The organism is Paucimonas lemoignei, from assembly GCF_004342585.1.
Lineage (GTDB): Bacteria > Pseudomonadota > Gammaproteobacteria > Burkholderiales > Burkholderiaceae_D > Paucimonas > Paucimonas lemoignei.
The window spans coordinates 311038-325125 of record NZ_SLZQ01000002.1 but is presented as its reverse complement, the minus strand read 5'-3'; the positions used below and the strand labels follow the sequence as shown (position 1 = coordinate 325125).

General features: G+C 57.7%; 11 protein-coding genes. 10 read left to right on the top strand and 1 reads right to left on the bottom strand.

Annotation, left to right across the window (positions count from 1 at the left end):
- Nucleotides 1-26 precede the first annotated feature (26 nt).
- Complete coding sequence (locus tag EDC30_RS04755; RefSeq protein ID WP_207907207.1) at nucleotides 27-662, bottom strand: XrtA/PEP-CTERM system exopolysaccharide export protein; 636 nt, start codon at nucleotides 660-662, stop codon at nucleotides 27-29.
- Nucleotides 663-1075: 413 nt separating this feature from the next.
- Between EDC30_RS04755 and EDC30_RS04750 the strand changes: the two genes are divergently transcribed.
- Genes EDC30_RS04750 through EDC30_RS04705 form a run of 10 tightly spaced genes read left to right on the top strand, consistent with a single transcriptional unit; the run spans nucleotide 1076 to nucleotide 14058 of the window.
- Nucleotides 1076-2599: an XrtA system polysaccharide chain length determinant gene (locus tag EDC30_RS04750; protein ID WP_132257641.1), complete on the top strand. Its 1524-nt coding sequence runs from the start codon at nucleotides 1076-1078 to the stop codon at nucleotides 2597-2599.
- Between the two features lie 43 nt (nucleotides 2600-2642).
- A complete protein-coding gene (locus EDC30_RS04745; protein ID WP_243656649.1) occupies nucleotides 2643-3587 on the top strand; it encodes an XrtA-associated tyrosine autokinase in 945 nt (314 codons plus the stop codon).
- Nucleotides 3568-5139 carry a TIGR03016 family PEP-CTERM system-associated outer membrane protein gene (locus EDC30_RS04740; protein WP_165973731.1) on the top strand — a complete coding sequence of 524 codons (1572 nt, stop codon included), beginning with the start codon at nucleotides 3568-3570 and terminating at the stop codon, nucleotides 5137-5139. Before EDC30_RS04745 ends, EDC30_RS04740 begins: the two co-directional genes overlap by 20 nt.
- 16 nt (nucleotides 5140-5155) lie before the next feature.
- Nucleotides 5156-6199 (top strand): XrtA/PEP-CTERM system-associated ATPase, encoded by a 1044-nt coding sequence (locus EDC30_RS04735; protein WP_132257639.1) that lies wholly within the window; start codon nucleotides 5156-5158, stop codon nucleotides 6197-6199.
- A 9-nt stretch (nucleotides 6200-6208) separates the two neighbouring features.
- The gene (locus EDC30_RS04730) at nucleotides 6209-7054 is read left to right on the top strand and encodes an XrtA system polysaccharide deacetylase (protein ID WP_132257638.1); all 846 of its coding nucleotides are present in this window, start codon (nucleotides 6209-6211) and stop codon (nucleotides 7052-7054) included.
- On the top strand, nucleotides 7051-8148 hold the full coding sequence (locus tag EDC30_RS04725; RefSeq protein ID WP_132257637.1) for a FemAB family XrtA/PEP-CTERM system-associated protein: 1098 nt from the start codon (nucleotides 7051-7053) through the stop codon (nucleotides 8146-8148). The genes EDC30_RS04730 and EDC30_RS04725 overlap by 4 nt, the downstream gene beginning before the upstream one ends.
- A 3-nt stretch (nucleotides 8149-8151) precedes the next feature.
- Nucleotides 8152-9441, top strand: a complete 1290-nt coding sequence (locus EDC30_RS04720; RefSeq protein ID WP_132257636.1) for a TIGR03087 family PEP-CTERM/XrtA system glycosyltransferase — start codon at nucleotides 8152-8154, stop codon at nucleotides 9439-9441.
- The gene (gene xrtA, locus EDC30_RS04715; RefSeq protein ID WP_132257635.1) at nucleotides 9438-10979 is read left to right on the top strand and encodes an exosortase A; all 1542 of its coding nucleotides are present in this window, start codon (nucleotides 9438-9440) and stop codon (nucleotides 10977-10979) included. The genes EDC30_RS04720 and xrtA overlap by 4 nt, the downstream gene beginning before the upstream one ends.
- A 17-nt stretch (nucleotides 10980-10996) precedes the next feature.
- Complete coding sequence (locus EDC30_RS04710; RefSeq protein ID WP_132257634.1) at nucleotides 10997-12178, top strand: TIGR03088 family PEP-CTERM/XrtA system glycosyltransferase; 1182 nt, start codon at nucleotides 10997-10999, stop codon at nucleotides 12176-12178.
- Entirely contained in the window at nucleotides 12166-14058 is a 1893-nt protein-coding gene (locus EDC30_RS04705) for an XrtA/PEP-CTERM system amidotransferase (RefSeq protein WP_132257633.1), read from the top strand. Before EDC30_RS04710 ends, EDC30_RS04705 begins: the two co-directional genes overlap by 13 nt.
- Nucleotides 14059-14088: the final 30 nt, after the last annotated feature.

The following is a 14088-nucleotide window of genomic DNA, read 5'->3' as shown; positions in this document are numbered from 1 at the left end:
CCGGCAAAGATGCCGGCCCGCCTGCATTAGAAGTAGCTTTCCGGGATGACGAGGATATCGCCCGGCTGCATCGGTACATTTGCCGAGATGTCGCCGTCGCGGATCAAGTCGCTCAGGCGCACGGGCAGCTTTTGCTGCTTGCCATCCACGTCGCGAATGATGTTGGCGCGATTACCAGCCGCGAATTCGGTGACGCCTCCCACCGCGATCAGGACATCCATCAGCGACATGCCATGACGATAAGCCAGCGCCTGCGGCTTGGCGGCCTGGCCGATCACGCGAATCTGTTGGCTATACGGACCGCTGAAGCCGGTCACGATCACGGTCACGACAGGCTGCTGTATGTATTTCGACAGCGCCTTTTCGATATCGCGCGCCAGTTCGGTCGGGGTCTTGCCGCTGGCAGGCAGATCTTCCACCAGCGGTGTCGTGATCTTTCCATCGGGGCGCACTGCCACCGACATCGATACTTCAGGATTGCGCCAGACCGTGACATTGACCGTGTCGCCAGGGCCGATCCGGTAATCCGAAGCGACGGCCTGCGACGATGCCGAAGCGAGTGGCAATTGAGGACCGGATGCGCAAGCGCCAAGAAGGACTAGCGCCAGGCCGCCGGCAACCAGTCCGAATCGGGTAAGCAAATGATGGAAAAACGCTTTCACGAGGATTTCCTTATTAACAGATTTAGTTAGTCGATGCCGCGAGCCATGACCACGAATTGCAAGTTAGCATTTGCGCAGCATGTTACCATTACTGCAAGTAAATTATTTCTGTTTGACATTGATTTGCAAAGTTTTATGTTTCAAAACTGCATTTTTCTTGGCTTTATAGACGACCAAATTTCCGCTCGGAAATTTGTAACAATCAAAACCAAGAATTACCACGAAAAGTGATAAATATTGCAAATTTACATGATTGCTTAATCGCAAAAATGTTATATTTCTACAAGCTTTAAAATTTTCAATTTAGCAATATCGTTTCTTTCCGGCCCAGCCTACATTGGCGCCAATCAGCCGGTATGGATTATTCCGGCAGAAGCCGGCATCAACCTGTTCCACACGGAGATTCTGGCAAGATGGAGGAACTGCTATCCCAGCTGCAAACCCTCGTGAAAGGTGTTTCGAAATACCGCTGGTATGCGATGGCAATCGCCTGGATCGTGACACTAGTGGGCAGCATTGTCATTTTCACCCTGCCTGACACCTACCAGTCATCCGCTCGGGTTTTCGTCGACACGCAAAGCGTGCTCAAGCCGCTCCTGTCCGGCATGACCAGCGTGCCCAACGTCGAGCAGCAAGTCTCCATCATGAGCCGCACGCTGCTGAGCCGTCCCAATATCGAACGCGTCATTCGCATGGTCGATCTGGATATCAAGACCGGCACCGCAAAGGACAAGGAAAAGCTGATCGACGAGCTGATTTCCCGCATCAAGATCAATGGCACGATCCAGAACGATATCTATACCATTTCCTATACAGGCGACAGTCCGCGCCTGACCAAGGACGTGGTCCAGTCGCTGCTGACGATATTTGTCGAAGGCAGCTTTGGCGGCAAAAAAAATGACTCCGCCAAGGCGATCCAGTTCATCGATGACCAGATCAAAACGTATGAGGAAAAGCTGGCCAGCGCCGAGAATGCGCTGAAAGATTTCAAGCTCAAGCACATGGGCTTGCTGCCCCGCCAGGGCAGCGACTACGGCAGCAAGCTGCTGGAAATGTCGGACCAACTCAACCAGGCCAGGCTGGAACTGCGTGAAGCCGAGCAGGCCCGCGACGCCATCAAGCGGCAGATTTCGGGCGATGAGGCTGGAGCCGTGTCGGCAACTCCTATTGTGGTCAACCCTGAAATCGACGAGCGCATCCAGGCGCAATACAAGAACCTAGATACGCTGCGCATGCAATACACCGAGCAGCATCCCGATATCGTTTCCACCAAAAGGCTGATCGCCCAGCTCGAAGCACGCAAGGCCGAAGAAGCGAAGGTAAAAAAAACCGGCGGTGATCCCGGCGCGCATTACAGCCCCATGCTGCAGCAGCTGAAAGTCTCGCTCTCGTCTGCCGAAGCGCGCGTGGCGTCGATGCGCGCCCGCGTGGATGAGTTCTCCATGAGGGTTGCCCGTCTCAAGGAAATGAGCCTGGCGGCGCCGGAAGTCGAGACCCAGTTGGCGCAGCTGAATCGCGACTATCAGATCAACAAGGAAAACTATGAAAAGCTGGTGGCGAGCCGCGAAGCTGCCAAGCTGTCGGGCGAATTGAGCGCGACCACTGAAATGATGACATTCCGCGTGGTGGATCCGCCCACCATGCCGCTGCGTCCGACCGGTCCCAAGCGCGCGCTGCTGTTTGCCGGCTTGCTGGCGGGCGCCCTTGCCGCCGGTATTGCGGTCGCATTCTTGCTGAGCAAAGTCCGCCCAACCTTCCTGAGCCAGAACGAATTGCGCAATGAAACCGGCTTGCCGATTCTCGGCACGGTAACCATGATCTGGACTGACCAGGAAAAGCAGCGTCGCAAAAAACGGCTGTACGCTTTCGGCGCTTCGTTTGCCACTCTTGTCGTCCTGTACGGCGGCTTGATCGGCGCGATGCTGCTGAAGGCATAACAGGCGGCGATGAATAGAGTTACTGAAATGATGGGGATCTAGCGTGAGCATAATCGAAAAGGCGATTGGCAAGCTTGAGCGGGGCAGGAAGGAGACGCCCCAGGCGCCAGCCATGCCGCGTGCGCCGGAAGAAGTGCCTGCACCAGCGAGCGCATCGCCGATCGTCGAGCAAGCCATGGCCATTGCTGCGCCGGTGACAAAAGAAGCGTCGATTCCGCAGAGCGCGCCTCCCACGCAGGTATCCAGCGATAGCAGCCGCAGGTCTCGGCGCATTGACATCAACTTGACGCGTCTGCATGAACTCGGCATGGTGACGCCCGACGGCGGCCGCACTCCGATCGCTGAGGAATTCCGCCTGATCAAGCGCCCGCTGATCGACAAGGCATTCAATCAGGCTGCATCAGGAGCGAACAATCATGGGAACCTCGTGATGGTCACCAGCTCCCTGCCCGGCGAAGGAAAAACCTTTTGCGCAGTTAACCTGGCCATCAGCATTGCCATGGAAATGGATCACACCGTATTGCTGGTCGATGCCGACGTGGCAAGGCCGTCGGTGCCGCAATTCCTGGGCCTGAAGAATGAAGCGGGATTGATGGACATCCTGCTGGACGACAAACTCGACCTGGCCGATGTCATGCTCAAGACGAATATCGATTCGCTGAGCTTCCTCCCTGCCGGCAGAAGCCACCGTCATGCAACCGAGCTGCTGGCCAGCCAGAACATGAGCCGCCTGCTTGACGAAATCGCCAGGCGCTATCCGGACCGGATCGTGATCTTCGATTCGCCGCCCGTGCTGTTGACCACGGAATCTCGCGTCCTTGCCAGCCAGATGGGGCAAATCGTCGTGGTGGTGGAAGCGCAAAAGACCACGCAGCATGCAGTCAAGTCTGTGTTGCGGCAGCTGGGTTCGTCGGCCAATGTCAGTCTGCTGTACAACAAGTCCCGCGGCTTTACGGGCGAAGAATACTATGGACGCTACTACAACTAGGCTGCATCAGGCCAGGTGCGCCCCTCCCCTGCGCATGCTGCCGCTGGCATCGGCTATTGCAGCGATATCATTCCTGACCACGTCGCACGCCCATGCCGCGGAATGGAAATTCACACCCAGCGTCGGCCTTGCCGAGATTTACACGGACAACCTGCGTTTAAGCCCGGTGGGGACTGAAAGAAGCGAATTCATCACCCAGGTGACGCCCGGATTTTCCCTGGTTGGAAATGGCCCGCGCCTGAAGGCCAAGATCAATTACGAGATGCAGAATTTTGCCTATGCCAGGCAAGGAAGCTTCCACAACGATCACCAGTTTCTTGGCGCGGCGGACGCCGAACTGGTCGAAGGGCTTTTTTTTTTAAACGGCAGGGCATCGCTGACTCAGCAAACCATCTCGCCTTTCGACGCACAGGCTACCAGTAACGCCAACCTCACCGGCAACCGGACGGACGTCAGGACATACAGCGTCAGCCCATTCATGCGTCATCACTTCGGCAATGCCGCAGATGCCGAACTGCGCTATACGCATGACTCGGCATCGAGTACTGCCGGCGGACTGCTCGACAGCACCAGCAACAGCATACTCGTGAACGTCAACAGCGGCTCTGCCTTTCAGACCTTGGGATGGGGATGGCAATACAGCCGGCGCGACACCGACTATGACAATGCCAATACCCTGCGCATGGAGGAAACTTCGGCAAAATTGCGCTACCTGCTGACATCGAGGTTTGCCCTGACCGCGGCAACCGGCTACGAGCGCAGTAATTACGTGTCCATCGGCGACAAACCGCAAGGCGTATTCTGGCAAACCGGATTTGCCTGGGCGCCGAGCGCGCGAACCAATCTCGAAGCCAGCGCCGGCCACCGCTATTACGGCAAGTCCTTTTCCTTATTGGGCAAGCACCGTACCCGCAACACCACGTGGAGCATTGGCTATGACGAACAGGTGACGACTACCCAGTCGCAATTCCTGATACCCGTCACCACGGATACGTCCACTTATATCAATCAACTGCTACAGGCAAGCATTCCCGATGCCGCCATGCGGCAGCAAGCCGTGGATGCCTACATTCGTGGCCTGGGTTTGCCCGCCACGCTGAACACGGCGATGAATACCTTGACCAACCGCGTATTCCTGGAAAAACGCTGGCAAGCATCGGCGGCGGTCAATGGCGCAAAAAACACGCTGCTGCTGAGTCTGTTCGACATTAACCGGACCGCGCAAACTTCCGCCGCGAGCGATGCTTCGCTGCTGGCAGCTGGCAACCTGGCACAAGCAGACAACACGCACCAGATCGGCGTCAACGCGCTGTGGAACTGGCATCCCACATCCCGCACCAATGTCACCGCAAGCGCCGGCATCAGCCGTTCAAATGCGCTTGCCACGGGCGAGAAAACGATCACCCGCACCTACCAGCTGGCGCTGAACCGGCAGCTTCAGCCGAAGTTGAGGGGTACGCTGGAATACCGCCGTCTCCAGCAAGACTTTAACGAGCCCGGCAGGAATGTACGGGAAAACGCCGTGACGGCTTCTTTTCTCATGACTTTTTAAGGACACGAGGCGATTCATGTACGAGTCCTATTACGGCCTTAGCGCCAAACCTTTTCAGCTCAAACCGGATCCTCATTTCTTCTATGGCAGCAAGGGCCACAAGCGCGCCATGGCTTATCTGGATTACGGCTTGTCGCAAGGCGAAGGCTTCATCGTCATTACCGGTGAAATCGGCGCCGGCAAGACTACCCTCATGCGCAACCTCTTCGCCAGGCTGGAACCGAGCAAGATCCATGCTGCGCAGATCGTCACGACTCATGTGGATTCGGACGATATTCTGCGCATGGTGGCGGCGGCTTTCGGATTGGCTTTCGAGGATGCCAGCAAGTCGTCCTTGCTCATCCGGCTGGAACAGTTCTTCCGGCAGTGCCATGCCCAGAGCAAACGCGCGCTGCTGATGGTCGATGAAGCACAAAACCTGACGCCGCGCGCCATCGAGGAATTGCGCATGCTGTCGAATTTCCAGACCAACGATGCCTCGTTGCTGCAAACTTTCCTGCTTGGCCAGCCGGAATTCCGCAGGACGCTTCTGAGCGGAGACCTGCAGCAACTGGTGCAAAGGGTGATTGCAAGTTATCACCTCGGCCCGCTCGATGCCGAAGAAACCAGGGCGTATATCGACCACCGCCTGCATACCGTCGGCTGGCGCGGCGACCCGGCCATTACGGCCGATGCCTATGTCGCCATCCACGCATATAGCGAAGGCATCCCGCGCCGTATCAATACACTGTGCGACAGGCTCTTCCTGATGGGCTATCTGGAAGAACTGCACACTTTCGGCGGACAGGAAGTCGCGTCGGTCATTGCGGATATTCAGCAAGAATTCCACCCGCCGATGAGCGCCGAATATCCATCGGAGAACTTGGCGTCCAACTCCGAGAACGTGGAGGGAATCGCCCCGCCGGTGCCTGTGGCTCAGCAGACCGAAGCTTTGCCGGTGCTGGAAAACATGAACGAGCGGCTCTCGAAAATGGAGCGTTCCGTCGTATCGATCCTGGATGCGGTCAAGAAGATCATCTCGACGCCGCGCTCTCGTAAATCTTCTGAAGAGGAAGCTTGACCCGCTGCCATGGCCACACTGATACGCAACGCGATGACGGTCGACGTGGAGGATTATTTCCAGGTCTCGGCTTTTGCTCCGCACATTTCCCGGGATAGCTGGGAGAGCCTGCCCTGCCGCGTCGAGCGCAATATCGACCGCATCCTGGAACTTTTCGAACGACAGAACGTGAAAGCGACCTTCTTCACGTTGGGATGGATCGCCGAGCGTTATCCAGCCATGGTCCGGCGTATCGTCGCCGGCGGTCACGAACTGGCGAGCCATGGTTATGGGCACCTGCGCGCCTCCGATCAGACCGAGGTCGAATTCCGGCAGGATGTCAGCAGCAGCAAGGCGATACTCGAAGATATCGGCGGTCAGCAAGTACTGGGCTACCGGGCTCCGAGCTTCTCGATCGGACCGAAAAACCTGTGGGCGCTCGACACCCTGCTTGAAGCAGGTTACCGCTACAGCTCAAGCATTTACCCGATTCAGCACGATCATTACGGCATGCCCGATGCGCCGCGCTTCTCGTTCTACCCGAACGGAAATGACAAGCTGCTGGAAGTGCCGATCACCACGGTGCGCATGTTCGATCGCAATTTCCCTGCCGGCGGCGGCGGTTATTTCCGCTTCTTTCCCTATGCCTTGTCGCGCTGGTTCCTGCAAAAGGTGAACCGCGACGATAGCAGTCCGGGCATTTTCTACTTCCATCCATGGGAACTGGATCCGGATCAGCCACGGCAAGCTGGCGTCGGCCTGAAAACCCGTTTTCGGCACTACATCAATCTGCATCGCATGGAACATCGCCTGCAGGCACTGACCCGTGACTTCCGATGGGACCGCATGGACAACATTTTTCTCGGCCAAAAATGACGACTGCCCAAACCGCGCTTGCCACCGACCCAGGCCATGACAACACTTTGGAGGCTCAACTGCAATCCGAGGTGAAGATCCGCCGACTCGACAAACATGACACGGCTCGCTGGGATGCCTTCGTAAATGAATGTTCCGAAGCGACCTTCTTTCATCGCGCCGGTTGGAAGGAAGTGATCGAACGTGCCTTCGGCCATCGCACGCACTTCATGTACGCCGAGTCCGATGGTGAAATCCAGGCGGTATTGCCGCTTGCCGAAATCAAGAGCCGGCTGTTCGGCCATTCGCTGAGTTCGCTGCCATTTTGCGTCTACGGCGGCATCGCCGCGAAAAACGAAATGGCGCGGCGCTCACTGGATGAAGCCGCCCAGCAGCTTGCGGCACAACTTCAGGTCGGACATCTCGAATATCGCAACCTGCAGCCGCAACATGCGGACTGGGCTTCCAAGCCGCTGTATGTCACTTTCCGCAAGGAGATCGATCCGGACGAAGAAAAGAACATGCTGGCGATCCCGCGCAAGCAGCGCGCGATGGTACGCAAGGGAATCAAGGCTGGCCTGCAAAGCGAAATCGACAAGGATATCGACCGCTTTTTCCATGCCTATTCGACCAGTGTGCATCGTCTCGGCACGCCGGTATTTTCAAACAAATACTTTGCCATCCTTAAGGAAGTTTTCGCCGACGATTGCGAGCTGCTGATCATCACGAATGAAGGCCGCACTGTTTGCGGCGTCATGAGCTTTTACTTCCGTGACGAAGTCTTGCCCTATTACGGCGGCGGCACGGAAGAAGCGCGCGCCGTTGCCGGCAACGATTTCATGTACTGGGAATTGATGCGGCGCGCTTGTGCTCGTGGCTATCGCATTTTCGATTACGGCCGCAGCAAGCTCGGCACGGGATCTTACGATTTCAAGAAGAACTGGGGATTCGAACCCACGCCGCTGCATTACGAATACCAGCTGCACAAATCCAAGGCGGTGCCGGACACCAATCCGCTCAACCCCAAGTATCAGCTCTTCATCAAGATGTGGCAGCGCATGCCGCTCGCACTGGCCAATCGCCTCGGGCCTCACATCGTCAAGAATCTGGGATAGGCCGTGGAGCATCTTCTCTTCCTTGCACATCGCATTCCTTATCCTCCCAACAAGGGGGACAAGATCCGCTCGTGGCATTTGCTGCGCCACCTGGCCCGGCGCTATCGCATCCATCTCGGCGCCTTCATCGATGATCCGGACGACTGGCAATATGTCGACACGCTCAGGCAAGTCTGTGCGGACGTTCATTTCGTGAATCTGTCGCCCCGTGCTGCTCGCGTAAAAAGTCTGAGCGGATTGTTTGCCGGACGCCCGCTGACACTGGATTATTACCGCAGCAAGGAGCTGCAATCCTGGGTAGCGCAAACCATGCATGCCTGGAATATCAGCAAGGTGATGGCATTTTCTTCGGCAGTGGCACAGTTCATCACCCCTTTCGACTCTGCGCCGTCTGCGCCAAACTTGCAGGTTCGTCGTGTCATCGATTTTGTCGATGTCGATTCCGACAAATGGACACAGTACGCCGCCAGCAAGAAATGGCCGATGAAATGGGTTTATCAGAGAGAGGCTGAAAAACTTCTGGAATACGAACGCAGCGTCGCAGCCGGGTTCGATGCATCCTTGTTCGTATCGCCCGAAGAAGCTACCCTGTTCCGCTCGCTGGCGCCGGAAAGTGCCGACAAGATCGGTCATTTCAGCAATGGCGTGGATGCCGAATATTTTTCGCCGGCACACAGTTTTAACAGTCCCTTCGCCGCCGACGAAGAAGCTTTGGTGTTTACCGGGGCAATGGATTACTGGCCAAACATCGATGCCGTGCAATGGTTCGCTGATGAAGTGTTGCCCAAAGTGCGGCAGCTGCGCCCCAATGCGGTTTTTTATATCGTCGGCAGCCGCCCGGCGCCGCAGGTTGAAGCGCTCGCTGCACGGCCCGGCATCCGCGTGACCGGCACGGTGCCGGATGTACGCCCCTATCTGGCACATGCGCGCATTGCCGTCGCGCCGCTGCGCATTGCCCGCGGCATCCAGAACAAAGTGCTGGAAGCGATGGCGATGGCAAAACCTGTCGCGGTTTCTCCGCAGGCGCTGGAAGGCATCGCGGCGCAACCGGGCAAGGAAGTCCTGCTGGCCAACGATGCACTGGAATTTTCCGGCGCGCTGATCCGTCAACTGGAAAGCCCGGATATCAACCTGGGTTCGCATGCCCGCGAAAAGGTGCTCGATCAATACTCCTGGCCTGCGCACCTGGCCGCTGTCGATGCCTTGCTTGATGCTGCCTCCGGTCCGGCCATGACGGCATCCGTGCAATCAAGCCACGTTTCCCCCATACAGTCGCGTGAGGCTAGCCGATGAACGCACAAGGTTTGGCAGCAGGCCGTCTCTGGACCATGCTGGTCTTCGGGGCCACGCTGCTTGCCCCCTTCGTCATTTACTTTGGCACGGCGCGCTCGATCGTCTCGATATGGAATAGCTCTGAAACCTTCGCGCATGGCTACATTATTTTGCCGATCAGCTTGTATCTGGTCTGGCGTGAACGCCACAGGATTGCGCAAATGTCGCCTTACCCCTGGTGGCCGGCATTGCTGGCGCTTGCGGCATGCGGCTTTGGCTGGCTGCTCGCTTACCTCGGCGATGTGCAGGTGGTCCGGCAATATGCTTTCGTTGCCATGATTCCGGTTGCCGCGGTCGCGGTCCTGGGATGGCGCATCTCCTGGCAATTGGCCTTTCCCCTGCTCTTTCTATTGTTTGCCGTTCCTTTCGGCGATATCTTCATTGATCCGCTAATCAATCTGACAGCGGATTTCACCGTGGCGGCGGTTGAAGCTACCGGCATACCGATTCTCCGCCAGGGCAACAGCTTTTCGCTGCCCTCCGGCGACTGGTCTGTCGTCGAAGCGTGCAGCGGCGTCCGCTACCTGATTTCATCCGTTACGCTCGGTTGCCTGTACGCCTATCTCACCTACCGCTCCTGGAAACGGCGCCTGTTATTCGTGCTGTTTTCCATCGCCGTGCCGATTGTCGCCAATGGCGCGCGTGCATTCATGATCGTGATGATCGGTCATTTCAGCGGCATGCAGCTGGCAGTCGGGGTGGATCACCTGATCTATGGCTGGCTGTTCTTTGGCATCGTGATGTTCCTGATGTTCTGGATCGGCAGCTTCTGGCGTGAGGATAATAAGATTTTCACTGGCTCCGATAAATTGTCGATGAATAGCTCAAGCGCTGCGCAGACGGCGCCGCGCTGGCAACTCCCTGCGGCTGCAGTAGCAACCATTATCTGCATGATGATCTGGCCTGCCTATGCCTACTATCTGGAGAACTCGCAACCTGCAGAGGTAGCACAGGCAAACCTGTCGAGTCTCCATGTGCAATGGCGCGAAGACAAGCCCTTTACTACGTGGAAGCCGAATTTTCTGGCGCCCAATGCCGAACTCACGCGCTTTTACCGCAAAGGCGAACAACAGGCGGGCATGACGCTGCTTTATTACCGCAATCAGCATGATGAGTCCGAACTCATTAACACGCAAAACCGGTTGGTTCGCGATGAAGACCCCAGCTGGCGCCGGCTTTCGAGCAGTGGCCGCAGCGAACCGCTGGGCGGACGCCAACTCGCCCTGCGCGAATCCCAGCTGCAGGGACCATCCGGCAAACTGCTGGTGTGGCAATGGTACTGGGTCGATGGCGGTTTCATCGTCAGCGACTACCAGGGCAAGCTGTTGCAGGCCAAGGTCAAGCTGATGCGCCAGAACGATGACAGCGCCTCGGTCATGGTGTATGCCCCCGTGACCGAAGACGTCGAAAAGGCTCGAAGCAGCTTGAGGGAATTCCTCGCCGAGCACTTGGCCGCCGTGGAAAGCGCGCTCAGCTTAAACCGACGCAATCAACCTTAACATGGCGGCAATACGCAATGGATAAACGCCCGCTCATCGTTCACCTGGTTTACCGCCTCGATTTCGGCGGGCTCGAGACTCTGCTGGTTGAATGCGTCAACAACCTGCCTGCCGACCGCTACCGGCATGCCGTGGTCTGCCTGACGGACTACACGACTTTTGCCAAAAAGATCCGGGACCGTAATGTCGCGCTGTATTCCCTGCACAAACCGCCGGGGCTGGGGCTAAAAACGCACTTCAAGCTCTGGCGGCTGCTTCGCAAGCTGAAGCCGGCCATTCTGCATACCTACAACCTGGCGGCAATTGAATATGCTTTCACTGCCACGCTCGCTGGCGTGCCGGTGCGTATCCATGCCGAGCACGGCCGCGATGCATCTGACCCCGAAGGCAAAAACCCGCGTCATAACTTGCTGCGCCGGCTGCTTGTGCCCTTCATTGACCGCTACATTCCCGTTTCGGCCGATCTGGGGCACTGGTTGCACTTCACGGTCGGCATACCGGCGGCGAAAATCCAGCTGATCCACAATGGCGTCAATACCGATAAATTTTATCCAGGCGCGAAACGCGAAGAACGAGATCAGCGGCCGCATCCTGTGCCTTTCGGTGATGATTGCTTCGTCATTGGCACGGTAGGACGCATTCAGGACGTCAAGGATCACATCGGCCTGGTCGATGCCTTCATCGTGATGCGGCAACTGTCGCCGGAATCTTCCAGTCTGCGCCTGGCGATCATTGGCGATGGGCCGCTCATGCCTGCACTACGCAAAAAGCTTGCCGATGCAGGACTGGAAGATGCAGTTTGGCTTCCCGGCGCGCGCACCGATATCGCCGACATCATGCGCGGTTTCGACTTGTTCGTTCTGCCCTCTCTCGCCGAAGGCACGCCTGTTACGGTGCTCGAAGCCATGGCTTGCGGCTTGCCGGTCGTCGCTTCCCGCGTGGGCGGCTTGCCTGAAGTCGTGGAAGACAACGTCAACGGAATGCTGGTGCCGCCGGCGGACCCCGCTGCGCTTGCAGCGGCAATGCTCGCCTATCAAGGCAATGCCGAGCAGGCCAGTGCCGCCGGCATCGCCGCGCGGCAGCGCATCGAACGTCAATACAGTGTGCAAGCCATGCTCGGCGCCTATTCCGGGCTCTACGATGCATTGCTGGCCGATAAAACAACTATCAGGGAACCCTTCGAATCATGTGCGGAATAGTCGGCATCTTCGACCCTCGCGGCGAGCGGCAAATCGAGCGGCAAACACTCCATGCCATGAACGAGCGCCAGCATCATCGCGGCCCCGATGAAGGCGACCTGTACCTTGAAACCGGCGTTGGACTGGGGCATCGGCGTCTTTCGGTCATCGATCTGTCGTCCGGCCAGCAACCGCTGTTCAACGAAGACGGCAGCGTTGTTATCGTGTTCAACGGTGAAATCTACAATTTCCGCGAGTTGATGGCCGAACTGTCGGGGCGCGGCCACGTGTTCCGTACCCATAGCGACACGGAAGCCATCGTGCATGCCTGGGAAGAATGGGGCGAGGCTTGCGTCAGCCGCCTGCGCGGCATGTTTGCCTTTGCCATCTGGGGCCGCAATACCAAAACATTTTTCGTCGCCCGTGACCGGCTCGGCATCAAGCCGCTTTACTATGCCCTGGCTGACGACGGCTGTTTCATCTTCGGCTCGGAGTTGAAGGCCTTGCTGACACATCCGGAACTCAAGCGCGCGATCGATCCATTCGCGGTGGAAGAATATTTCGCCTATGGCTACGTGCCGGAGCCGAGAACCATCTACCAGGGTGTGCACAAGCTGGAGCCTGGCCATACGCTGACCATACGCGTAGGCCAGCCGATGCCGAAGCCGCAACGATACTGGGACGTGCCGTTCCAGCCTCACGCACCGCTCAGCATCGATGACGCAACCAGGGAATTGCATGAGCGCTTGCGCGACGCCGTGCAATCTCACATGGTGGCGGATGTGCCGCTGGGTGCATTCCTCTCCGGCGGCGTGGATTCCAGCGCAGTCGTCGCCACCATGGCGGGCTTGACGAAAGAACCCGTCAATACCTGCTCGATTGCCTTCAATGATCCTGCCTACGACGAGTCCGTCTATGCGACACAGGTGGCGGAACAATATAAAACCCGTCACCATTGCGAAACCGTCGACAAGGATGACTACGCCCTGCTCGACACGCTGGCAGACCTTTATGACGAACCGTTTGCCGATAGCTCCGCGATTCCGACTTATCGCGTCTGTGAACTGGCGCGCAAGCGCGTGACAGTGGCGCTGTCAGGTGACGGCGGCGATGAAAACTTCGCCGGCTACCGGCGCCACCGCCTCGCGATGGCGGAACAGCGTGTTCGCTCCACGATGCCGCTGGCCGTCCGCAAGCCGCTATTCGGCTTGCTCGGCACCGTGTATCCCAAAGCCGACTGGGCGCCGCGTTTTTTGCGCGCCAAGACCACTTTCGAAGCGCTCAGCCGCGATCTCGCCGAAGGCTACTTCCACGGCGTTTCCGTGATGCCCGATAGGGTGCGCGCCCGCCTGTTCAGCCCGGCATTCCGCACAAAACTGCAAGGATATGGCGCATTTGAAGTCATGGGTGCGCATGCCGCCAACTCGCCCACTGACGATCCGCTATCGACCATCCAGTACCTGGACATGAAAACCTGGCTGCCAGGCGATATCCTGACGAAGGTGGACCGCGCCAGCATGGCGCATGCCCTGGAAGTGCGTGTGCCGCTGCTGGACCATGAGTTCGTCGAATGGGTTTCCGGTCTGCCCTCGTCTCTGAAGCTGCGCGGCCAGGAAGGCAAGTATATTTTCAAGAAGACGCTGGAATCGCAGCTTTCCAACGATATCCTCTACCGCGACAAGATGGGATTCTCGATTCCATTGGCCAGCTGGTTCCGCGGTCCGCTGCGTCAGCGCGTACGTGAAGCGCTGTTGGGCCCGGTGCTGGCCGACAGCGGGATTTTCAACATGGAGTTTGTCAGCGAGATGGTCGAGCAGCACCAGTCGGGCCGGCGCGATTACAGCGCGCCGATCTGGATGCTCTTGATGTTTGAAGCCTTCCTGCGCAAGGACGCGGCTTAGGACAATGCTATTTGCCGGCGCCATTGCAAC